The organism is Pontibacillus salipaludis (assembly GCF_014642405.1).
Lineage (GTDB): Bacteria > Bacillota > Bacilli > Bacillales > BH030062 > Pontibacillus > Pontibacillus salipaludis.
Genome location: NZ_BMIN01000004.1, coordinates 42,779 through 65,488, shown reverse-complemented (window position 1 = coordinate 65,488; position 22,710 = coordinate 42,779). Strand labels below are relative to the sequence as shown.

Below are 22,710 nucleotides of genomic sequence, written 5' to 3'. Positions count from 1 at the left end.
CAAGCTCTTGTTCATACTTAGTGATTAATTAATCCCCATCATGGCTAGGAATATAATCGCAATTGTTGCGACCATTGGGATGAGGAGTCCCACGACGAAAACGTCTTTATAAGAATCTTTGTGTGTTAAACCTGTAACCGTAAATAAGGTGAGAAGCGCTCCGTTATGTGGCAGGATCGATGCTCCTGATGCTACAGAGGTAATGCGGTGGAAAGCTTCTAGGCTTAGTCCTTGTTCAACCGCTATGTCATAATACTCTTCACCCAATGCTTCAAGTGCGATTCCCATACCTCCAGAAGCGGAACCTGTAATCATAGCGAGCAATTGCACCGCAAACGCTTCAGAGAAATATGGACTTAAAGGAATATCAAAGATTAATTCTTTTACTGTTTCAAATCCAGGAGAAGCAGTAACGACAGATCCAAATCCTACGGCAGCACTTGTATTAATAGTAGCCATTACGGATCCAGATGCTCCCCCATTAATAGCAGGAATGAAATCTTTATAGTCTTTAAAATTAAAGAGCATGATAAGGATAATCCCGAATAATAGAGCCACTAAGATGCTAAGGTCTTTAAAAACATTTAATGTTACCACAACCGCAATAAGTGGGATGACAGATAAAATCCAATTTGGAAGTTCATCTTCATTAATTTCTTTAACCTGATTATCTCCTTCAGGTTCTGTGAATTTGTCGTCTTTAGCATCAAGTTGCTTCTGACGAAATTTTAAGTACGCATAGCCACCTATAGCCATTATTAATCCAGCAACTATGCCGAGAATAGGGGCTGCCATCGTATCCGTCTCAAATGTATTAATAGGGATGATGTTTTGAATTTGCGGTGTCCCTGGGATGGCCGTCATCGTAAAAGTGAATGCTCCTAATACAAAGGTAGAAGGTATTAATTTACGAGAGACATTGGCTTCCCTGAACATCGCAACAGCTAAAGGATATACAGCAAATACAACAACGAACAAGCTTACTCCACCGTATGTTAAGATAGCTGCTGAAAGAAGCATTCCTAATATGGCGCGTTTTTGTCCGATTACGCTTGAGATTTTATAAGCAACAGATTGAGCTGCTCCTGTATCTTCCATAAGTTTCCCAAAGATCGCACCGAACAAGAAAATAGGGAAGTAGTCCTTTGCAAATCCTACAAACCCTTCCATATACGTTCCTGTGTAGGCATCGAGTATGTTCATCCCACTTAAGAGGGCTACGATTCCTGACACAAGAGGGGCGATCCATATAATTGACCAGCCTAAGTATGCTAGAGCCATTAAGAGGATAAGACCAATAATAATACTGAGCATAGTAAACCTCCTGATGTTTAAGTTATCTGTTTTACTATGTCCCATTCATTTGCATTTTATCGATCACGCTGTGGAATTAAGTTTTTTCCATATACCCTCCTTATGTAGTAGACACGAAGTTGAGAGAATGCTTCCGTTGGCTCAACATGAGAATAAGGTGGTTCGGGAAATCACTCGCTTTCCGCGGCGAGCTGGGGAGCCTCCTCGTTCGCTTTCGCTCTCTGTGGGGTCTCCCCTAGATTGAAAAGTGCAGGCGTGGTGCCTAGGACCGTACGGATAAGGCAGCTTTTTGGAAAAGGCGTTTAGCCTTTGGAAAAAAGATGACTTATCATGCTAGGTCCTCCACGCCGGAACTAGACTCGCTCCTACTGCCGCAGGAGTCTCGCAATTTCCCGAACCACCTTTGCCATATATAGAAGGAACGAAAGCATGCTAAATTAGGGGGGATGGATTATTGAAGTCCCTCCATACTCGAGCTGAGGGGACGTTATTCATATTCTGATAAGGGGTTTCTGGGAAACGGGGAGCCTCCTGCGGGAGAAAGAGGTCGACGAGAGCCCGCAGGGTGGTTTTCCCGAGGAAGCTCTAAAAAGAAAGAGGAAGTTCGATTAAAACCGTCACGTCAATAGCCAACGTCGAACGATCCCACATCGTGTGGGGCCGCCCGCGGAAAGCGAGTCGTTCCCCAGATACCCCAAGCTCTCAACAAAATAACGGCCCCATTTACACTCAGCCTCTACTTCAAGTCTTCAACAATCCTGCCCTATTGAGGAATAGATGATAATTGCATGGTAATTCAGCAAATAAAAAAACATGAACAGGCTAAGGAGCCTGTGCATGCTTTTGGTTAGGAGAAGATGCGGTCAATTGTATTGATTTCGTCTTGTGATAGCTGAACATCTAGTGTTTTTAGGTTATTCACAACTTGGTCTGATCGTTTGGCTCCTGGAATGATGGTGTCAATCCCATCTCGAGTTAAATACCAAGCTAGTACAACATGGGCTACTTCAACTTGATGGTTCTCTGCAATTGTTCGAACTTGATCAACCTTTTCTAGATTTTTTTCGAACTGTTCACCTTGAAAGTGTGGCATGTTAGCACGAATATCGTTAAATGTTGTGTTCTTATCATACTTACCAGCAAGAAGACCAGAAGCTAATGGAAAGTATGGGACAAAAGATAAGTTATTTTCTTGTATATAAGGGAGTAATTCTTTCTCAGCGTCACGTTGTAACAGGTTATATTCTCCCTGAACAACATCCACATGTCCTTCTTTATTGGCCTCTTTTAATTGATCTAGTGAGAAATTCGAAACTCCAATTGCTCTGATTTTTCCCTCATCTTTCAGCTCTTTAAGTGCTCTTACGGCCTCATCTTTTGGGGTGTTTTCATCAGGGAAGTGAATATAGAATAAATCGATATAATCTGTTTGAAGTCGTTTAAGACTGTTTTCAACAGCTTCCTTTAAGAACTCAGGAGAATTATCAAATACTACATCTTCTCCTACGAACTGGTGAGCACCCTTTGTAGCCAAAATAACTTCTTCACGTTTGCCAGTTTCATTTAGAACTTCACCTATAAGCTCTTCAGAACGTTTAGGACCATAGATAAAGGCAGTATCTAAAAAGTTTATACCATTGTTTAATGCAGTCTTAACTAAATCCTTCCCGACTTGTTCATCTAGGTCAGGGTAGATGTTATGGCCCCCAACCGCATTCGTACCTAAGCCGATTGGATTGACAAGTAGGTTCGTCTTCCCGATTTTAGTTTGTGTTTCCATTACGAGTCGCTCCTTTTAATTAGTTGGAAGGGCTTGTGTTTTCTCCAAGTAATCTGCAATCCCCATAGCTGATACTTCAAAATCAAGTTCTAGAACACTATATATGGCATGATCTCTTGGAACTCCTTTTGAATCTAAGTAAACCGCAACCTTTTCATGAAGACGCTTTTTTAACTTAGTCAGGTCTTCGCCTTCACGTGCAGATTCATGGCCTGCTTCCATAAAGATAGGTAACCACTTTGCAACAGATTTAAACACTTCATTAGGCTGATCTGACATACTAAAGTGACCAAAGTAAATGCGAGTTATGGGGAGAAGGCTTAATTTTTTTATCGTTTCAAGCATTACAAATGGATCGAATTGATTTGGTGAGGTAGAAGGCAAATATAAAGAAACGTTGTGTTCTTCCGTATGTTGGTAACGAATGCCACAAGCATCTCCGGTGAAAAGCCCCTGGCTTTCAGAATCATATATAGAGATATGATGGTTTGCATGCCCTGGTGTATGATAAAAGGTTAAAGTTGCAGTTGGGCCAATTTGTAGTTCGTCTTGCTCATTAACAATCTTAATCCGATCTTCAGGGATAGGTAGTATTGGAGCGAATAAGGGCTCGAACTGATCCCCGTATACTTGTTTCGCTCCAGCAATGAGTTTAGAAGGGTTAATTAGATGGCGTTTCCCTTTCGGGTGGACATAGACGGTGGCTTGAGGACATTCTTGTAGCAATAAACCGGAACCACCAGCATGATCAAGGTGAATGTGGGTCAGGATAATATTCTTTACATCCGTTAGCTTAAACCCAAGATCTTCGAGCCCTTTCTTTATGTAAGGTACAGATGGGGATGGGCCGGTTTCTACCAGGGTAAGGTCTTTATCATCAATAACATATATACCCGTACGCCCAGGCATGCCCAGGTCAAAACCATCGATTACGTAAGTGCGGTGTCCAAGATAGATTGGAGCTTTTTCTTCCATAAATGTCACCTCTCTCTGAATAGTATCTTCATTTTACAAAACATTCAGATTATTGAACAGTATAACGCTTTCAAAGAGAGGTGAGTTCTTATCTTGGCTAATACCCTTTTCCTAAAAATCCTTCACGGTCAAAGGTTTTACGATCGGTTTTTTCTGCTTTATTAATAAATTGTTCATGAAGAGAGGTGGGCTGCTCTTTACGTGCAGGTTTCTTCGTTTCTTTATCCTTATTCATAGTATCACCTCCAGTATAGGGATAGATTTTGTTGTTTTACAAAAAGTATGAAGGGAAATGTTTTTCTAGATTTCAGTAAAATTGTTATGATAAAAAGAGTCATACACATTCGAAAAGGAGTGAACAGTTTATGAAAGCGATTATACATAAAGAAATAGAAGGATTAGACGGATTACATTATGAAGAGTGTGAGGCGCCGCACGTAGATAAAGGGAAAGTGAAGGTGCGACTTAAAACAGCAGGCTTGAACCGACGAGATCTTGCAGTAACAAGTCGCCACAAGATCGAGCAGCCTCCTTTAATATTAGGTTCAGACGGTGCTGGTGTAGTTGAAGAGCTTGGTGAAGGTGTAACAGGATGGAGCATTGGGGATGAGGTAGTCATTAACCCCGGTTTAGGGTGGAAGCATAATAGCGATGCGCCCCCACAAGGATTTGAAATTTTAGGGCTGCCTGATGACGGTACATTTGCAGAATATATCGTAGTTTCGGAAGAGAATATTGAAAAGAAACCTCAACATTTGTCCTGGGAAGAAGCGGGTGTTCTACCGCTTGCTGCACTTACAGCATACCGGGTTTTATTTACAAGAGCGAAAGTGAAAGAAGGGGACACCGTGCTTCTTCCTGGTATTGGAAGTGGTGTTTTGACGTTTGCTTTAAAGTTTGCCAAAGCAATAGGAGCTAAGGTAATCGTAACGTCACGAAGCGAAGAGAAGCTTGAAACCGCTAAAGAGTTAGGAGCTGACCTTGCTATTCCAACCCTTTCTGATTGGGAAGAAGAGTTAGCTGAGGAACAAGTGGATGTGGTAGTCGAAAGTATCGGACAAGCGACGTTTGAGAAATCGCTTGGAGTTGTGAAAAGAGGCGGTACGGTAGTCACATTTGGTGCGACGACAGAAGATAAAGTCGAGATTGATATTCGCAAATTCTTTTATGGACAATATAATTTACTTGGTTCAACCATGGGGAGTCGAGAGGAATTTCAAGACATGCTAGACTTTATTACCAATCATAGCTTAACACCGGAAGTAGATAAAATGTTTGCTCTATCTGATTATCAAGAGGCGTTTGCGTATATAAGAGACTCGAAAAACTTTGGTAAGATTGGTTTTACAATAGGCTAAAAGGACAAGGGGGATCGTATGAGAATATTAGTTGTAGGAGCAGGAGCAGTAGGGGGTTATTTCGGAGGACGGCTACTTGAGAAGGGGGAAGATGTTACTTTTCTTGTGCGTAAGGGAAGGAAAGAGCAGATACTTGGAAGTGGATTAGAGATTGAAAGTGTGCATGGTGACGTTGATCTCCATCCTTCAATCATTACCAAAGAGGAACAGGTAGAGCCGTTTGATGTGATTCTATTATCTACAAAAGCGTATCATTTAGAAGCGGTAATGGAAGATCTGTTGCCTTTTGCTTCAAACGACACAATGATCTTACCACTATTGAATGGTATGGCGCATATGGAAAAGCTTGACCAAGCATTTGGTGCTACCAATGTTCTCGGAGGACTATGTTTTATTGAATCGACATTAGATGCAAGTGGAAAAGTGGTTCAAACCAGTCCCATTCACGACCTTGTCTTTGGAGAGCGAAATGGAGAAAGAACAGAACGGATAGAGGAATTAGAGAAGGCTTTTAGTGGTACTAAAGCGAACTTTAGATTGTCTTCTACTATTGAACAGGAAATGTGGCATAAATACTTGTTTATTTCCACGATGTCGGGTGTGACATCACTATTTCGCTCCCCAATCGGACCTATTCGCGAGAGTGAAGAGGGATTAAAAGTGATGAATGACGTTTTATATAATATATCTGCAATTATGAGAGATCTAAATGCACCTATTAAAGATCAAGTTGAAACATCACTTTTAGATAAGATGCACCAAATGGATTATCGTATGAAATCATCGATGCAAAGGGATATGGAAAAAGGGCAACCAGTCGAGGCAGAGCATTTCTATGGTTATTTGTTAGAAGCAGCGGAATCGCATTCCATAGATTCTCCTTTATTATCAGCCATCCATGGCAATTTAATGGTTTATAGTTCATAAATAGCAAAGATCCTTAAAAAATGGGCATTTAATAGAATGCTCATTTTTTAATACCCTTTTATATTTGTACAGGAAAAAAGAGCATGGAAAAGGTAAAGTGAGTTTGACGTAGGGGAGCGGTTTCACGTACACTTTACGTAAAGTACGATAAACCTTAAAGGTGATGGAATGAAAAATTTGATTAAGGAAAAAAGAAAAGCTAACCAGATCACTCAGGAACACCTCTCTATACAGCTTCAAGTATCCAGGCAAACCATAATATCACTCGAGAAAGGGAAGTATAAGCCTTCACTTGTACTGGCTCATAAACTAGCACAAGTATTCGGCTGTACGATCGAGGATCTCTTTATCTTTGAGGATGATGAGAATATAAAGTAACTCCCGCAAGATCTATTGCTTAAATCCTTTATTGCGATAAAGAACTGAAGGGTGTCTGGCACCCTTTAGTTTGTTAAAGTATCTTTTCTAACGAAGGGGGCTTTTTTTATTTGGTGAATAGTTCGGGGAGGCTTAATAAACACTAATGGAGTAATACTCCTATTTTTACAATAAATATAGGCAAAATTCATGCATAGTAAGGATATTTCTTTTATAATACAAAAGAGGAAATGTGAAATTATTCACATAAAGAACTGAAAGAGAGATGCAAGGAGACGGGATCACTATGAATGTATTAAAACAACATGCTAAGAAACAAAAGGCTACCAGGTTATTGCTTATTGTTTCTTCTCTTCTGTTAGGGATAACGGTTATTGCTCAAGCATTATTCTTTGTATCCATTGTTGATCAAATTTTTCTCAAAGGTGCAAGTTTTGAGGACATTATCCCTGATCTTATTGGGTTATTGTTCGTTTTAGTTGCTCGTTCGGCATTAACCTATTGGAACGGTCGAGCCGGGGTTAAGATGGCATCCAGAGTAAAGGAATATTTTAGATCACAACTTGTATATAAATTCTCTAAAAATCCACTCCAAACATCTATGGAAGGGCAATCAGGGCAGAAAGTAAGTACCGTACTAGACGCTGTTGATGAAATTGACGGCTACTTCAGCCAATACATTCCACAAGTTATTCAAACATCCATTGTACCCGTGATGATTCTTGTTGTGGTTTCTATGGAGCACATCTATTCAGGACTTATCATGATGATTACCGCTCCGTTTATACCCCTTTTTTATATCATTATTGGTATTATGACAAAGAAAAAGTCTGAAGAACAATTAGATAAAATGGCTGTTTTCTCTGGTCGCTTTCTAGATACCCTTCAAGGATTATCAACACTGAAGCTGTTCGGTCAATCTCGTAAGCAAAAAGAATTAATCGAGAAGAGCAGCTTAGACTTTAGAGATTCAACCATGGAAGTTTTAAAAATCGCGTTTGTATCTTCTCTTATGCTAGAACTCATTTCTATGCTTAGTATCGGTTTAATTGCATTAGAAATTGGTTTAAGACTTGTGTTATTTCAATCAATCACGTTTTCCACAGCCTTTTTTGTACTTATATTAGCACCCGAATTCTATTTGTTTCTAAAAAATCTTGGCCAGGCTTTTCATACAGGACGTGGCAGTATGGGGGCAGCTCAAAAAATTGCCGATGTACTAAATACAGAGGATCGAGAAGTAGAGTGGGGAGATGGCTCTCTAGGACGAAAGGACATTCCTCCTTATATACGATTGCATGATGTTCGTTTTGCGTATGAGGCTGAAGGATTTGAATTGAGAGATATTCAAGCAGACATTCCACCATACAGTCAAACAGCTATAGTGGGGAAGAGTGGTTCAGGGAAGACGACACTTCTTCATGTGCTAGCGGGTCTTCTCCCACTATCTGGAGGATCTGTCTGGGTAGATGATTTAGAGCGTTCTGATATAAAAGAGGAACAGTGGTTTGACAAAGTCAGTTATATATCTCAGAACCCGTTTCTTTTTTCAGGAACGATTGCTGAAAATATAGCAGTGGGTAAAAAAGGAGAGGTTTCGAGGGAAGCTGTTGAGCAGGCTGCTATAAAAGCAGGAATTGCGCCACTAGTAGAGTCTTTAGAACATGGGTACGATACACTTGTCGGAGAAGGAGGACGTGGTCTTTCAGGTGGAGAGAAACAGCGTGTGGCCATAGCTCGTGCTTTCTTAAAACAACCGTCTATCATCTTGTTTGATGAACCGACCACAGGGCTAGATTTGCAGACAGAACGGATTTTGCAGTCCTCTATTCAAGAGCTTAGTCGAAGTGCAACAATCATTACTGTTGCCCATCGACTCCATACGATTAAACATGCAGATCAGATTATATATATGGATAATGGAGCGATTGTTCAAAAGGGGACTCACATAGAGCTTGAAGAGAATAATCCTTTCTATCGTGCGATGGTGAAGACGCAGCAGGGAGGTATGACGACATGAATGAACTTAGAGCGGTAATGAAGGATATGATGGTTGAGAAGAGAGATATCTATTTATCTGTTTTATTTGGCTTTTTAGCTGGTATTACAGCAGTTGCGCTGTTTGCTTCGAGTGGCTACCTTATTTCAAAAGCAGCCCTGCTACCTCCTATCTATACCCTTTCTCTTATGATTGCTTTTTTAAAAATTATGGGGTTTGCGCGTGCCTTTGGTCGTTATCTAGAACGTTTATATTCACACCGAGCTACATTTACTATGCTTAGCCAATTGCGTGTTCATTTCTATGAAAAGTTAGAGCCTTTGGCACCAGCGATTTTTCAGAAGTACAAATCTGGAGACTTGTTATCGAGGATCGTTGGGGATATTGATCGGTTGCAAAATTTCTTTTTGAGAGTTTATTATCCCCCTATCGTTCTTGGGTTTATCTTTCTTGCTACTATTTTCTTTACTGTATTTTATTCAGTTACCGTTGCTGTCTTGTTACTAGTCGGTCTCTTTGTAACGGGATTTTTATTACCAGCGTGGTTTGCTTTTAAGCAAAGAAGAATCGAAACACGCCTGCGAGAAGAACGTGGGGCTTTATCTAGTGAAGTCACAGAGTTCTTATATGGTTTTATGGATTTGAAGTTATATCAACAACTAGGAACCAAGAAAGAGGAATTAGAGCAAGCATCTGCTCGTTATATTGATGAGCAAGAGAAAGAAGGGAAAATGGCTACTTACCATCAATCGATGAATAGTATGGTTACACTGCTTGTATCTTGGCTTGTGATTGCATTTGGGGCCTATCTTGTTTCAAACAATGAATTAGACGGTGTGTTCTTAGCTATGCTGATTATGATTTCTTTAACGGTGTTCGAGAATGCTGTACCGATGGCATTAGTACCTGCTCACTTTGAAGATAGTCGTAGAGCAGCCAAGCGACTTCATGAAGTCGTTCAGGATAAACCAGAGATAGGTGAGCCTACGAAAAGTCTACCTAGTAACAAGCCTTTTTCATTGACTATGAAAAGTGTATCGTTTGCTTTTCCAGAGGAGAAAAGGAGTTCTCTTCAGGATGTAGATCTTCATATACCGGCTGGATCGAAGACTGCAATTGTAGGAGCTAGTGGTTCTGGGAAATCTACATTTTTCCAGTTGCTTTTAAAATTTTATACCCCTACAAGCGGAACGGTATTGTATGATGAGATATCTCAAGATTCCTATAGCCAGGAAGACATTTGGGCTCGTACAAATGTGGTTCAACAAGAGAATCACTACTTCTATGGTTCGTTGCGAGAAAACCTTCTAATAGCTAAAGAAGAAGCTACAGATGAAGAACTTCACGGAGTACTTGAGTACGTACACATGCAAAACTTTGATTTGGATCAGACAATCTTAGAGAAGGGTGACAACTTATCCGGAGGTGAGAAACAGCGGTTAGCCATTGCTAGAGCTCTATTGAAGAAGGAGCGGCTGTGGTTGCTTGATGAGCCAACTTCTTCACTTGATGCTGTAACCGAACAAGCGGTTCTAGAGCGCGTTTTTCGCGAAGCGCAGGATGATACGCTTCTTCTCATTAGCCACAGACTTGTCGGTCTTGAACACATGGACCAAATCATTGTTTTTGATCAAGGTGAAATTGTAGAATCAGGATCTTATCAAGAATTATTGAAGCATGAAGGGTATTTTTATCGAATGAAACAAATCGAAAAAGAAGTTCTTGTGTAAGTTTTTAAGCAGCTTTGAGGTTCCATTAAAGGATCTTAAAGCTGCTTTTATATTTTAGAGCTATGCATGCTACAATAGGTTTATCTTTACAAGAGAGGGGTGGGGAGCGTGCTTGAATTATTTCTACCGATGTTAGAGCGGTTGGGCATTATTGTAACAGTCGCTTTTGTCATCACAAGGTTTCGCTTCTTTAGAGAGTTAGTAGATAAGAAAACTCTTACCTCTAAGCAACGATACGTAGCGATTGCGTTTTTCGGCGTATTTGGAATGATCGGAACCTATACAGGCATTACATATGATACGTTATCTTTTGAGTACGGTTCCTTTGCTTATCAGGTTAGTGGGGATGAAGCGATTGCTAACTCAAGGGTTATTGGAATCGTAGCAGCTGGATTATTTGGAGGTTATCAGATTGGAATCGGAGCTGGACTTATTGCAGGGCTGCATAGATTCTCATTAGGTGGATTCACTGGGCTTGCTTGTGGGATCTCAGCTGTTGTAGCGGGGTGTTTAGCTGGAGCCTTTTATAAAAAGAATAAGCCTTTACGTCTAAAGACTGCATTGTTTGTAGGAGCCCTGGCTGAAACAGTTCAAATGATGATTATTCTTGGGGTTTCAAAGCCATTTAACCAGGCCTTTGAGTTAGTGCAAGAGATTGGTTTGCCTATGATCGTAGCTAATGGAGTAGGATCAGCTCTATTTCTATTAATTATTCGAAATGTTCTAAATGAGGAAGAAAAAGTAGGAGCGCTTCAAGCTCAAAAGGCGTTAAAACTGGCGGAATCAACCATTGCTTATATGAGGAAAGGTTTGAATGAATCCTCAGCTAAAAAAGCATGTGAAATTATTTATAAGGAAGTGGGCGTAAGCGCCATCTCCATGACAAATCATGAGGTTATTCTGGCGCATGTGGGGCTCGCAGATGATCATCATAAGACGGGTGAAGCCATTCAAACTTCGGCTACTAGAGATGTGATTCAAACCGGGGAGCGAAAAATCGTCAAACATGAAGATATTCATTGTACAGAGCCCGATTGTCCTTTAGGCGCTGCTGTTATTGCCCCTTTAAAAAGGAAGAATGATGTGGTCGGTACGTTAAAGTTTTACGTTCGATCTGAAAAGGAAATTTCAAATGTTATGCTTGAACTGATTCAAGGACTTAGCGCCCTTTTAGGTCAACAGCTTGAGATTGCAGAAGCGGAGAAAGCACAAGAATTAGCGCGAGAAGCAGAAGTGAAAGCTTTACAAGCGCAGGTCAATCCTCATTTTCTATTTAATTCTTTAAATGTCATCGTTTCGCTCATACGAACTGAACCTAAAAGAGCCCGATCTGTATTAATAGCGTTATCCAGATACTTCAGGCAAAACTTAAGCGCCACCACACGTAAGTGGATCACCTTAGAAGAGGAACTTCAGCATGTTAAGGCTTATTTGTTAATAGAAGAAACCCGGTTTGTGGATCAGCTTCATGTGAACTACGATGTGGATGAAGAAGCACTCGATGCTCATATACCTCCTTTATCATTACAACCTTTAGTAGAAAATTGTATTAAACACGGAGTGAAAAATCAGGAAGCGCAAGCTGAAATTTATGTAACGCTTCACAATCATACAGAAGGCGTGCTTATATCTGTAACAGATAATGGACAAGGGATTGCTCCAGAAAAGTTAAGAGACCTAGGTCTAACTCAAGTAGAGTCGGATAAAGGAACTGGGCTTGGCTTGTTTAATGTGAATGAGCGACTCGTTCACATGTATGGGGATGATGCTCGGTTACATATTGAGAGTACGTGGGGAGAAGGGACAACTATTTCCTTCATACTCCCAAGGAAGGAGGGACAGTTATGAGGAAACGTATAACAGTACTCGTTGTAGACGATGAGCGCTTTAGTCGTGAGGAACTTGTGTTTTTGCTAAAGGAATATGAGATTTTAGAAGTGATTGGAGAAGCGGAATCAGGGGAAGCAGCTGTTATGAAAACATTGCAATTGCAACCAGATGTATTGTTCTTAGATATTGAAATGCCGAAGATGGATGGTCTTGAGGTGGCAAAATCAGTACATGAACTGAAAAAAGTGCCTGAGATTGTATTTGCTACGGCTTACCCAGATTTCGCAGTAGAAGCTTTTCGTCATGAAGCGGTCGATTATATACTGAAGCCATTTGAGGAAGAGCAAATCAATCAGACAGTAACTCGTTTAGAACGAAGACTAAGAACTGAACCAATGGTGGAGAAGAGCTCTGTTCCTTCTAAACTTGCAGTTGAAGAGGAGGAAGAAATCACTTACTTAAATCCAGCGGATATTATGTACGTTTTTCGTGACGGACGTGTAACGAAAATAGTAGACCAAATGAGGACTTATGAAACAAAATGGTCTTTAAAAGAGGTGGAGAAACGGTTAGAGCCTTTCTCTTTCTTCCGAATTCACAAGAGTTATCTCGTGAACTTACAGTACGTTGAGCGACTTGTTCCGTGGTTTAATGGAGCTTTCCAACTAGAACTAAGAGGAAGGAAAGAGCAGTTATCGGTCAGTCGGAACTACGTAAAAGAGTTAAGGAAGCACTTAGAACTATAATGATAGGGTTTTTACAGAAAGTCAATTAGCTCTCTTGGTAACAAGGAGCCTAATTGTGTTTAACGGTCACTCTTCAGTGTGATTTAATCGAGAGTAAGGATACATCTTAGGTTCACATTACAACATCTTAATCAAAAATCCTGACATGATAAACAAAAATCCCTTAATTGTAAACGGTTACTTGTTATACTTTTTGTAAGCGATTACAGAAAAGGTGAGGGAGGAATCGTTCTATGATTACATTTCTAGTTAGTATTGTTCTATTAATTGTTGGTTACTTGACGTACGGAAAGTATGTAGAAAAAGTCTTTGGAGTTAATACTGATCGTCAGACACCAGCTTATACAAATGAAGACGGTGTGGATTACTTGCCTATGGGCGAAAAAAGAAACTCATTAATTCAATTACTAAATATCGCAGGAGTTGGTCCCATCTTTGGTCCGATTTTAGGAGCTCTCTATGGACCTGTTGCTTTCCTGTGGATCGTATTTGGAGCCATATTTGCAGGTGCTGTACACGATTATTTAACGGGCATGATTTCCATTCGTAACCGTGGTGCTCACTTACCTGAACTTGCAGGGAAGTTCCTCGGAAAAGTTATGAAACATGTTGTTAATGCATTTACGATTTTACTTCTTATTCTTGTAGGTACCGTGTTTGTTACGGCACCCGCAGATTTAATTCATAATATGGCGAGCAGTTGGCTTTCGTTGCCTGTTATTCTGTTAGCGATATTTGCTTATTATTTACTTGCCACGATGCTTCCGATTGATAAGATTATCGGACGCTTCTATCCAATCTTTGGTGCATTCTTAGTGATTAGTGCTGTTGGAGTAGGACTTTCACTTGTATTTACAGGAGCACCTGTTCCTGAAATTGAACTAACGAACATGCACCCAGACAATGCGCCAATTTTCCCGCTATTATTCTTAACGATTTCATGTGGTGCTTTATCTGGATTCCACGCAACTCAGACACCAATTATTTCTCGGACGACACAGCAAGAGAAACAAGGGCGTCGCATCTTCTACGGAATGATGATTGCTGAAGGAATTATTGCAATGATATGGGCAGCCGCCGCTATGAGCCTATTTAATGGTTCAGAAGGTCTAAACGAAGTTCTTGCAAATGGAGGACCAGCTGCAGTAGTAAGTGAAGTGTCTGTTATGATGCTTGGAGCAGTTGGTGGTACGTTGGCAGTCTTAGGTGTTATTGTTCTTCCAATTACTTCTGGGGACACAGCGTTCCGTAGTGCTCGTATGATTATTGCAGATTACATTAATGTTTCTCAGAAGAAAATTGTAAGCAGAATATGGATTGCTGTTCCGTTATTTGTCATTTCCTTTGTACTGACGCGTGTTGACTTTACACTTCTTTGGAGATACTTCTCCTGGGCGAATCAGTCTACAGCGGTTATTGCATTATGGGTTGGCGCAATGTACTTGTTCTTATCTCGTAAAAATTACTGGATTGCGGCAGTGCCTGCAACATTCATGACTATGGCAACATTCACTTATATTCTTAATGCTCAGATTGGTTTTGGATTATCTCTCAACCTATCTTATGTTCTCGCTGCCATCATAACGGTTAGTATAGTTGCCTCCTTCTTTACCGCAGCCCGACGTGGACTCAATAAAAATATTCCACTTGAAGAAGAGTGGAAGACGACAGCATAATGGGATGTTGTAGTCCGAACTTTAATAAGGAAGTCGAAAAGCAAGAAGAAAAAGTGAATGAAAAGGGGAATGAAGACATTCCTTTATGGGGAAAGGTGATAGCTATCGTCATTTCCACCTGTGTTATATGGATTGCATTCGTTTAAATTAATGGTAATACTACTGAATCTATTCAGTATTTACATTCCTCCTTCATATAAAAAGTCCCTTACCTTTATTTAAGGTAAGGGGCTTTTTCGTTAGGCTCTGTTAAAGTTTGCGGTTGTTTTTTTATAATAGGTTTGTTCAAGAATAGGGAAGGATTGTTGAAGACTCGAAGCTGAGAGAGTGTTTCCGTTTGCGTTATTAGAGCAGGAGGTGGTTCGGGAAATCACTCGCTTTCCGCGGCGAGCTGGGGAGCCTCCTCAGTCGCATTCGCTCCCTCCGGGGTCTCCCCTAGGCTCCTACTGCCGCAGGAGTCTCGCAATTTCCCGAACCACCTCTTCCAAATATGGTGTAACGGAAACATGCTTTATGGGGAGATACCTCGCAACTCTCATCATACTTAAGATGTGGGGCCGTTCGTAAAACGAAGCAGGGGTGTCTGGGGAACGGGGAGACTCCTGCGGGAGAAAGAGGTCGACGAGACCCCGCAGGGTGGGTTTCCCGAGGAGGCTCGACAGCTCGCCCGCGGAAAGCGAGTCGTTCCCCAGACACCCCAAGCACTCACCAAACGTAACGGGCCTATCTACACAAAAGTGTCTAAGCCTCGAGTCTCCCATATAAGGATACTTATATGAAACAAATAAAAAAACTATAAACATTAACAGAGCCTTTCGTTAAACGGAATGGGGGACGCGTGATTGCTCAATCATTTTCTCGATGTGTTTACGGAACCAGTACATGACGATTAGATGGGCTTTAGCTTGCGTATATTTATAAACGAACCAAGGTAGTGATGGCATATAATCGTGGATGGCTACGATACATTCTTGCTTTCCCGGAATCTTTCGAAACTCGAGGCGGCCTCTTACATTTCGTTTAGTGTTTTGGAAAGATCCACCCGTAATATAGAAAAGCGCTCGATCCGATGTGCTTCTCTCATGTGAATAACTGAGTTCTAATAAAGGTGTTCGACTAAGGCGAAGGCATATTTGAGTATTGTCTTCATGATCTGTCTCTGTATGGACGAAAGGATCTAGGGTAGTAGATAACCAATGAACATAATATTGAGCAGCCCAATCAGCGTTTTTACCTTCAGGTAGTAGAATTCGCTGAACTGACCGAACATCATGTTGAACAGCGGGCATCTTTATTCCCTGAGTGTTTTTGGATGGTTTTTGATTTTCTTCTTCTTGTTTCTCATCTTCAATTGCAGTTTGGACAGCATCTTTGAAGCTCATTTGACCATAGCTGACTTCAGGATCCATATTCTCAGGCTTGGCGGTCATAGGGTGAACAAGACTTTCTACTAGTGGATAGACCATTTCTTTTGGCGTTCCGGTCGTCAGGCTGACCCATAGCCTGGATAAATTGACCGTCATAAATGGAACAGGAAGAATACGAGGGTTTTTCCCTAACGATTCTGCTGTTTGAACCATCATATCCTGGTAGGTCATAATTTCAGGTCCGCCAACATCGATTGCTCTATTTGATAGCCGGTCATTTCCAATGCTTTTATTTAAAGCGTGTAAGACTTCTTTTAGAGCGATAGGGTGAGTCTTCGTTCTTGTCCATTTTGGTAGAGCCATAAAAGGTAGTCGTTTAACAAGTTTCTTAAGGATGGGGAAGGATGAGCCTTTGGGTCCTACAATTAAACCGGCTCTAATTGTAGTGACAGGTACTCCATAGGCTCTTAAAATCTCTTCTACTTCTAAACGACTTCTTAGATGCCTAGATAACTTCTCTGACTCCGGTATAATGCCGCTTAAATAAACAATTTGGTGTAAACCTTGTTTCTTGGCAGCTTGAGCGAAATTATCTGCTAGAATAACATCCATATCTTCGAACGATCCTTGTGTGAGTTTAGCTGAAGGTAGCATAGAATGAACCAGATAGACCGCGAAATCTGCTCCTTCTAACCCTTTCTCCGCATCAGCCATCGAATATAGATCACATGAACGCCAAGTGACGTGTTCTGTATCTTGTTTATGATCTCCATTCCTTGAAAGAGCAATGACATCGGCATATTTCGTCAGCTTCTTTAATAGGTTTTGACCAATATACCCACTTGCTCCGGTTAGAGCTACGACGGGACGTCTTTTGGTTTCGCTCATAATAATTCCTCCTACTCTTTTAAAAGCTAGACATCTATCTCTTGTATTGAATAAATTATGGTAGAAATGCTTCTTGAATGCTGGATTGGTTCGATTTTGTCGTGTTAGCTGATAGCGAGCGTTCCATGATTCTTAATGCATTTTGGTTATCTTCTAGCTGCTCTGAAGCTACACAATCTTCTGGTATCCAGATGTTATATTCCCTCATGTAGGCATCATTAGCTGTAAAGAGGACACATATATCCCCTGCAATCCCCGTTAAAATTAGGTTATTTACCCTTAGTTTGTTGAGTAAGATGCTTAGTTGAGTTCCGAAGAAACCCGAATGCTTCGGTTTAATTATAAAATAGTCATCATCTTTTGGGGAAATATGTTTAATAACCGATTCTCCTCTTCCCTCCTTGCATTCTTCAATCAGGTCGGAAACATTTTCTTGCCATAATCCGAAGTTATCATTTACATAAATAGTAGGCAGGCCTTGCTCTTTAGCTTGATTTTTCAAACTCTTAAGGGGTTCTACGATATTTAAGGTATTTTCTAGTAAATCCTCTCCACCTTCAAAGTCCATCTTGTTTACCATATCTATAAGAATCAAGGCCGTCTGGTGTTGCCTCATACGATTACTCTCCTTCATATGGTGCAGGACCAGCGGGAACCTGTCTTTTATGCTGAGTGTTCTTATGAAGTTGTTGGATTCGTTCTTCATCTTTTTTAGATATAGATTCTCCGCGAAGGTAGTCATCAATAGAGTCGTAAGAAACTCCAAGCTCGTCTTCATCAGATTGTCCTTCCCATAATTCAGCACTAGGTTTCTTGTGAATGATGGAATCAGGCACTTCTAAATACTCAGCTAGTTCTCTTACTTCTTCTTTGCGAAGATTAATTAGGGGGACTAGGTCGACCCCACCATCTCCGTACTTTGTGAAATAGCCAGTGAAATCTTCTGCTGCATTATCAGTTCCTATCACTAAATACCCATAATGGTTAGCTACGGCATATAGAGTGCTCATACGTAGTCGAGCCTGTAAATTAGCTCCTCCTAACTGAGAACGTTCTTCTTGCCAATCACCTTTTTCCTTAAGTTTTTCTCTTATAGTTGCATGAGTGGTTTGATAGGGGGTGGTTAAATTGATCCCTATATAATTTAATCCAATTTGTTCTACAAGAGTTACCGCATCCTCTTGATCTTCCACTTCTTGGTCAATAGGTAGTATGACACCTAAGGATTGTTCAGGGAAAGCGCGTTTTATTAAGGAAGACACAACCGCAGAGTCAATACCTCCACTTATTCCAACAAGTGCCCCATTAGCACCTGCTTCCTCAACCTTTTCTTTAATCCAATTTGTTAAGTATTCTACTTTTTTTTCCATGGCTGAATCATCGTCCTTTCTGTCTGGTCTTTATATAAAGGTAGGTTCCTTCTTTTGGCAAATAGTAAACGTTCATGCGTGCATGAGTAACCATGACATAAGGTCTGAGTCTTAAGGATCTAATTGTGTCGATTTGACTAGTATATTTATCTTATTGAATAGTAAAAAAAGCTTAACCTTTTTGAACTTTGTACGATATTAATAGAGGAATGGGTATAAAATCACATTAAAATATAGGAGAATAGGTCATGAAATCAATGAAGATAATGATGAAAGTAGCGTTTGCCCTTATTTTTGCCCTTGCACTATTACCTAGTAAAGTGGTTACTGCAGAAGGAACTAAGACGACCACTTACTGTGAGGTAAGTTGCTGGGAATTGCTTTTAAATCAAACAAACTCCAATACACTAGTTAACATTGACTTACCAGGAGAAGAATATCTTCAAGCGACGTCTTTACTAGTAGAAGAAATAGCGGGTTCCACACATAATTATTACTCCATGACTCGAGAATTGGATGCTCGATCCGATTTGTTTATTCAATCTGACACATCCAATATATTTGAACTCGATCAAACCCCTTCAGCACGAATTTCCATCCAAGGCAGTTCAGGAACGATCCCCATGACTACTTTGTCAGGTCTTGATGAAGAACTAAAATACTTAGTGAAAAAGCATTTAAGTCGACTAGGATTTACCGTACGAGATGGACTAGCAGCTTCTGAAGATTCTGCGGTAATTCAGACATCCTCACCTGGACTAAACCTTCTCATTACAGATGCACAGTGGTCAGCATTCTTTGAAGGTGGAGATTATACAAGCTCCACATTTAAAAATGAAGCGTCTAAATCTGAAACCTATTTTCAGTATGTTGCAGCCATACAAGACGCTATAAATGAATACAATACTCAGAAAAGCGTGTGGATGTGGAAGTCTGAACCCTTTGTAGACAAACCAGATGAGACCATAGAATTCTTGGCAAATCAACAGGTAGATCAACTTTATATGCGTTTTTATCCAAAGGTGGATGTAAAAACATATCAATATTTTATTGAAAATGCCGCTAAACATGGAATTAAAGTCCACGCACTAATTGGAAGTCCCTTGTGGGGGCAAGACGCCCATGCAAGTGATGCTCTTAAACGAGTTGATCTAGTCCATGCGTATAATCAAAAAGTGGAACAGAATCAAAAATTTATTGGGATCCACTTTGACGTTGAACCATACTCTCTCCCAATGTGGGATGATAATAGACAACAAGCTGTAAAGGAATGGAAGCAATCGGCGGAATCTTACGTGAAATATGCAAAGGATTACGGTTTCATCGTCGGAAGCGCTATGCCATTTTGGACTGATAACAGTTCAGTAAATGATTATGATGCAGATTTTTATAAGGAAATGATTGATATGCAAGACTATGTGTCGATCATGTCGTATCGTAATACAGCACTTGGATCAAACAGTATTACCTCATTAGCCCAAAATGAAGTATTGCATGCCAAATCCCCAAAAGTTGAAGTAGGGGTAGAACTGAATCCGTATAAGATTGATTATGTATCTTTTGACGGGAAGTCTCTAAACTACACAGAAGGCGAAATTGCTAAAGTAAGAACATACTTTATGGAAGAAGCTCAACCAGGCTTTAAGGGCATTGCCATCCATAACTATACGGCTTGGAAGAATAGTCAATAACATTAAAAATGAGCTCCCTAAGGGTGCTCATTTTTTTGGTTTTAAGTTGAGTGACGCTATATATTTAAAAAAATCATTCAAGAATAGGAGAAGTTCGACTAAGACCGTCACGTCAATAGCCAACGTCGAACGATCCCACATCGTGTGGGGCCGCGGAAAGCGAGTCGTTCCCCTGACATCCCACGCCCTCAACAAACGTATCGGCCCTATCCACATAAAAATCTCTTAACCTCAAGTTATCCGTGCAAGAGGGATGGAAAATTAAAACATTAAGGTATGGTAAATATTCTAAATATTTTGTAAAATTAAACATATCAACGTAACGATTTCTTCATATATATAAATATGGAGGGATTTGCATGAAACAAGTCTTTTTGTTTTATGTCTTTCTTATAACTGGTTTTTTCATTTATATAGAACTAGCTGAGTTTGATACGAAAGAGACGATTGTGGCTATAGTTGATACTGGTATTGATCCAACTCACCCTTTGCTTGAAGGACATGTTGAAAAGGGATATGACTTCTTTAACTGGGATGGAGATGCTATGGATGATCATGGTCATGGTACACATATTGCCAGTGTTGTTCATTCAGTGGCACCTAATGCAACGTTATTGCCAGTGAAAACATTGGGAAAAGATGGTGCGGGTATTGGTACGTCTTTTATAGGTATTTTTTATAGCGTAGTAAAAGGGGCGGATATTGTAAATTTGAGTATGTCCGAAGTGGCGAACCCTTTTACGTCTTGGGTTATTCGCTTTGGGGAACGTAAAGGAGTCGTTTTCGTTGGAGCTAGTGGAAATGATGGAAGAACCGATCGCATTAGCTTCCCTGCTAGCCTAGGTGAGGTCATTGCAGTCGGTGGGTATAACACCTACAGCGATCATCTCTATGAGAATGGAAACAGGAGTGCTGATATAGAATTCTTGGCTCCGGGAGTACTGATCGAAGGTGCTAGTCTTGGTGGTGAAGTAGTTAGAAAAACCGGGACGAGTTTTGCGGCGGGCTCAGTATCAGGTATGCTTGCTTATTTCAAAGAGATCCAGCCCCACATGACGAATGATGACGCACGCTTTTTGCTGCAGCTTACTTCGTTCTATGAAAAGGATGGATATAGGGTGCTGGAACTTGATCGTTTTCTAGCTACACAATAACGGGGCATTTTCTAAGAGGCGCTTTTGTCTACAATAGATTAAAAGTGCCTTTTCGCTATTTCCAGAATGGATGGCTTAAGAGGAAGAGTGACAAGATGATGTAAAGATTATTAGTGCAGGGGTTAGCGGTGTTTTTTTAGCTTATACAATACAGTGTGAGAATCCAGAGCTATCGATGTATGACTCCTTTGAAGGACTTATTGGAGAAAAGATTCATCACGGGATAGATGTATAGTTTTACGAAAAGAAACTACACACAAATATATCTTTTGAGACATGGGGCTATTTAGTTGGTGATTGTTCGGGGGAGGCTTATTCTCTTTCCTAGGCTGCTGTTAGTGAAGTAGATCTTGGTAGCACTTCAATATATATCCAATTATAGGATTAAAAGTGGTTCATTTATCCTCCTTATTGTTAAAGGACTTTTATTTTATGGATTTAATCCGAAATAAAAAGAAACTAAGCTTTTAATGGGAGGAATTTTAATATGAACCGCCATGTAAAAAAAGTTTTTGCTACTCTAACTACAGTTGCTTTACTAAGTACAATGCCTGTTGTTACGAGTGCTGAACCTCAAATGAAGGAATCTAACTATGTGAAGATTGCAAAAGAGCAACAAAAAGAAAAGAATGAGAGAGGAAGTTTTGAGCAAGATTCTAAGGAAAAGAAGAAAATAGCTCAGGAAAAAGCGGTAAATAAACGAATCGAAAATCTTGAAAACCGTCTGAACCGAATAACCGTCCAAAACCAAAAGATAAGTGACAGGATGGAAGAGTTTTTTGATGGGGTTAAAGAAAAAGGAGAGGAGGATGAAGAGTTACCAGATAAAGAAGAACAAGAAGAAGAGGTAGCAGGTGAAGAAGAAAAGCAAGAAGAAGAGATAGCATATGAAGAAGAAGAGCAAGAAGAGATAACATATGAAGAAGTTGTAACAGATGTAAAAGAGCAAGAAGAGGAAGAAGAATTAGAAAATTATGATGATCAAGCGGATAGCTTTAGTGGGAAACTTCAAGCTCAGCACAATAAATTAGATGCAGTGGAACGATACATAAATCATCTATCAGATTGGTCAGAAAAGAGATTAGGCTTAAATCACAGTTATACAGACCAACTTAATGAATTGTATGACGAATTAGCAGAGTTGCGTCAATCTGTGAATGAAATGGAAGAGGAGCTTGAGAAGAGGGAAAAAGAAGTAACAGAGAAAGTGGAGGATGGGGAGAAGGAGGATTTTGGATCTAAAGAGAACATTAATTCAGATAAGGTATGGAATATCCAATTTAACGCAGACCTTTCAGCACAGGCAGTTGATCAGCTGAATTTCATAGTCTTTAATGATGAAATGAAAGTTGTGCCAGTTCAAGTTTCTTACGATGAAGTAAGTAAAACTGTGTCCTTGGCCCCTGAAAAATCATACAATTCAGGTGAGACGTATACATTATTTATTGCGAAAGATATTACAAGTGAGCAAGGGATAGGTTTAAAACAAGCAGTACAGATGAATTTTACAATTGAATAAAAAGGGAA

18 protein-coding genes are annotated in these 22,710 nt (G+C 40.2%); 11 read left to right on the top strand and 7 right to left on the bottom strand.

Going from position 1 to position 22,710, the window contains the following annotated elements:
* Positions 1 to 24: 24 nt before the first annotated feature.
* From IEW76_RS05980 to IEW76_RS05965, 4 genes are all read right to left on the bottom strand, one after another.
* Positions 25 to 1,314 carry a GntP family permease gene (locus tag IEW76_RS05980; protein WP_188651864.1) on the bottom strand — a complete coding sequence of 430 codons (1,290 nt, stop codon included), beginning with the start codon at positions 1,312 to 1,314 and terminating at the stop codon, positions 25 to 27.
* A gap of 847 nt (positions 1,315 to 2,161) precedes the next feature.
* Positions 2,162 to 3,094 carry an aldo/keto reductase gene (locus IEW76_RS05975; protein WP_188651862.1) on the bottom strand — a complete coding sequence of 311 codons (933 nt, stop codon included), beginning with the start codon at positions 3,092 to 3,094 and terminating at the stop codon, positions 2,162 to 2,164.
* 15 nt (positions 3,095 to 3,109) lie between these two features.
* The gene (locus tag IEW76_RS05970; RefSeq protein WP_188651860.1) at positions 3,110 to 4,069 is read right to left on the bottom strand and encodes an MBL fold metallo-hydrolase; all 960 of its coding nucleotides are present in this window, start codon (positions 4,067 to 4,069) and stop codon (positions 3,110 to 3,112) included.
* A 97-nt stretch (positions 4,070 to 4,166) separates the two neighbouring features.
* Entirely contained in the window at positions 4,167 to 4,304 is a 138-nt protein-coding gene (locus IEW76_RS05965; RefSeq protein ID WP_188651858.1) for a hypothetical protein, read from the bottom strand.
* 130 nt (positions 4,305 to 4,434) lie between these two features.
* On the opposite strand from IEW76_RS05965, the gene IEW76_RS05960 reads away from it, so the two are divergent.
* From IEW76_RS05960 to IEW76_RS05925, 8 genes are all read left to right on the top strand, one after another.
* Entirely contained in the window at positions 4,435 to 5,427 is a 993-nt protein-coding gene (locus IEW76_RS05960) for a zinc-binding dehydrogenase (RefSeq protein WP_188651856.1), read from the top strand.
* Positions 5,428 to 5,445: 18 nt separating this feature from the next.
* Entirely contained in the window at positions 5,446 to 6,354 is a 909-nt protein-coding gene (locus IEW76_RS05955) for a ketopantoate reductase family protein (RefSeq protein WP_188651854.1), read from the top strand.
* Positions 6,355 to 6,522: 168 nt separating this feature from the next.
* Positions 6,523 to 6,732 (top strand): helix-turn-helix transcriptional regulator, encoded by a 210-nt coding sequence (locus IEW76_RS05950; protein WP_188651852.1) that lies wholly within the window; start codon positions 6,523 to 6,525, stop codon positions 6,730 to 6,732.
* 286 nt (positions 6,733 to 7,018) lie between these two features.
* Entirely contained in the window at positions 7,019 to 8,752 is a 1,734-nt protein-coding gene (gene cydD, locus IEW76_RS05945) for a thiol reductant ABC exporter subunit CydD (RefSeq protein ID WP_188651850.1), read from the top strand.
* Positions 8,749 to 10,461, top strand: coding sequence for a thiol reductant ABC exporter subunit CydC (cydC, locus tag IEW76_RS05940; protein WP_188651848.1), 1,713 nt, complete (start codon positions 8,749 to 8,751; stop codon positions 10,459 to 10,461). The genes cydD and cydC overlap by 4 nt, the downstream gene beginning before the upstream one ends.
* Positions 10,462 to 10,569: 108 nt before the next feature.
* Positions 10,570 to 12,309: a sensor histidine kinase gene (locus IEW76_RS05935; RefSeq protein WP_188651846.1), complete on the top strand. Its 1,740-nt coding sequence runs from the start codon at positions 10,570 to 10,572 to the stop codon at positions 12,307 to 12,309.
* The gene (locus IEW76_RS05930; RefSeq protein WP_188651844.1) at positions 12,306 to 13,037 is read left to right on the top strand and encodes a LytR/AlgR family response regulator transcription factor; all 732 of its coding nucleotides are present in this window, start codon (positions 12,306 to 12,308) and stop codon (positions 13,035 to 13,037) included. Before IEW76_RS05935 ends, IEW76_RS05930 begins: the two co-directional genes overlap by 4 nt.
* Positions 13,038 to 13,270: 233 nt before the next feature.
* A complete protein-coding gene (locus IEW76_RS05925) occupies positions 13,271 to 14,713 on the top strand; it encodes a carbon starvation CstA family protein (protein WP_188651842.1) in 1,443 nt (480 codons plus the stop codon).
* Between the two features lie 818 nt (positions 14,714 to 15,531).
* Here IEW76_RS05925 and IEW76_RS05920 read toward each other — a convergent pair.
* The 3 genes from IEW76_RS05920 to nadE are packed head-to-tail and all read right to left on the bottom strand — an operon-like array spanning position 15,532 to position 18,338.
* Positions 15,532 to 16,968, bottom strand: coding sequence for an NAD(P)H-binding protein (locus tag IEW76_RS05920; RefSeq protein ID WP_188651840.1), 1,437 nt, complete (start codon positions 16,966 to 16,968; stop codon positions 15,532 to 15,534).
* 55 nt (positions 16,969 to 17,023) lie between these two features.
* Positions 17,024 to 17,584, bottom strand: a complete 561-nt coding sequence (locus tag IEW76_RS05915; protein ID WP_188651838.1) for a cysteine hydrolase family protein — start codon at positions 17,582 to 17,584, stop codon at positions 17,024 to 17,026.
* A 4-nt stretch (positions 17,585 to 17,588) separates the two neighbouring features.
* Positions 17,589 to 18,338, bottom strand: coding sequence for an NAD(+) synthase (gene nadE / locus IEW76_RS05910; protein WP_188651836.1), 750 nt, complete (start codon positions 18,336 to 18,338; stop codon positions 17,589 to 17,591).
* Positions 18,339 to 18,586: 248 nt separating this feature from the next.
* Here nadE and IEW76_RS05905 point away from each other — a divergent pair, with 248 nt between their 5' ends.
* From IEW76_RS05905 to IEW76_RS05895, 3 genes are all read left to right on the top strand, one after another.
* Positions 18,587 to 20,029, top strand: a complete 1,443-nt coding sequence (locus tag IEW76_RS05905) for a poly-gamma-glutamate hydrolase family protein (protein WP_188651834.1) — start codon at positions 18,587 to 18,589, stop codon at positions 20,027 to 20,029.
* 359 nt (positions 20,030 to 20,388) lie between these two features.
* The gene (locus IEW76_RS05900) at positions 20,389 to 21,183 is read left to right on the top strand and encodes a S8 family peptidase (protein WP_188651832.1); all 795 of its coding nucleotides are present in this window, start codon (positions 20,389 to 20,391) and stop codon (positions 21,181 to 21,183) included.
* A 487-nt stretch (positions 21,184 to 21,670) separates the two neighbouring features.
* Positions 21,671 to 22,702 (top strand): Ig-like domain-containing domain, encoded by a 1,032-nt coding sequence (locus IEW76_RS05895; protein ID WP_188651830.1) that lies wholly within the window; start codon positions 21,671 to 21,673, stop codon positions 22,700 to 22,702.
* Positions 22,703 to 22,710: the final 8 nt, after the last annotated feature.

Excerpts from the sequence above, each read along its gene's own strand:
- IEW76_RS05900 (WP_188651832.1), top strand. The coding sequence starts at position 20,389 with ATGAAACAAGTCTTTTTGTTTTATGTCTTTCTTATAACTGGTTTTTTC.
- IEW76_RS05955 (WP_188651854.1), top strand. The coding sequence starts at position 5,446 with ATGAGAATATTAGTTGTAGGAGCAGGAGCAGTAGGGGGTTATTTCGGA.
- IEW76_RS05930 (WP_188651844.1), top strand. The coding sequence starts at position 12,306 with ATGAGGAAACGTATAACAGTACTCGTTGTAGACGATGAGCGCTTTAGT.
- IEW76_RS05975 (WP_188651862.1), bottom strand. The coding sequence starts at position 3,094 with ATGGAAACACAAACTAAAATCGGGAAGACGAACCTACTTGTCAATCCA.
- IEW76_RS05920 (WP_188651840.1), bottom strand. The coding sequence starts at position 16,968 with ATGAGCGAAACCAAAAGACGTCCCGTCGTAGCTCTAACCGGAGCAAGT.
- nadE (WP_188651836.1), bottom strand. The coding sequence starts at position 18,338 with ATGGAAAAAAAAGTAGAATACTTAACAAATTGGATTAAAGAAAAGGTT.
- IEW76_RS05950 (WP_188651852.1), top strand. The coding sequence starts at position 6,523 with ATGAAAAATTTGATTAAGGAAAAAAGAAAAGCTAACCAGATCACTCAG.
- IEW76_RS05925 (WP_188651842.1), top strand. The coding sequence starts at position 13,271 with ATGATTACATTTCTAGTTAGTATTGTTCTATTAATTGTTGGTTACTTG.
- cydC (WP_188651848.1), top strand. The coding sequence starts at position 8,749 with ATGAATGAACTTAGAGCGGTAATGAAGGATATGATGGTTGAGAAGAGA.
- IEW76_RS05905 (WP_188651834.1), top strand. The coding sequence starts at position 18,587 with ATGAAATCAATGAAGATAATGATGAAAGTAGCGTTTGCCCTTATTTTT.
- IEW76_RS05970 (WP_188651860.1), bottom strand. The coding sequence starts at position 4,069 with ATGGAAGAAAAAGCTCCAATCTATCTTGGACACCGCACTTACGTAATC.
- IEW76_RS05895 (WP_188651830.1), top strand. The coding sequence starts at position 21,671 with ATGAACCGCCATGTAAAAAAAGTTTTTGCTACTCTAACTACAGTTGCT.
- cydD (WP_188651850.1), top strand. The coding sequence starts at position 7,019 with ATGAATGTATTAAAACAACATGCTAAGAAACAAAAGGCTACCAGGTTA.
- IEW76_RS05980 (WP_188651864.1), bottom strand. The coding sequence starts at position 1,314 with ATGCTCAGTATTATTATTGGTCTTATCCTCTTAATGGCTCTAGCATAC.
- IEW76_RS05965 (WP_188651858.1), bottom strand. The coding sequence starts at position 4,304 with ATGAATAAGGATAAAGAAACGAAGAAACCTGCACGTAAAGAGCAGCCC.
- IEW76_RS05960 (WP_188651856.1), top strand. The coding sequence starts at position 4,435 with ATGAAAGCGATTATACATAAAGAAATAGAAGGATTAGACGGATTACAT.
- IEW76_RS05915 (WP_188651838.1), bottom strand. The coding sequence starts at position 17,584 with ATGAGGCAACACCAGACGGCCTTGATTCTTATAGATATGGTAAACAAG.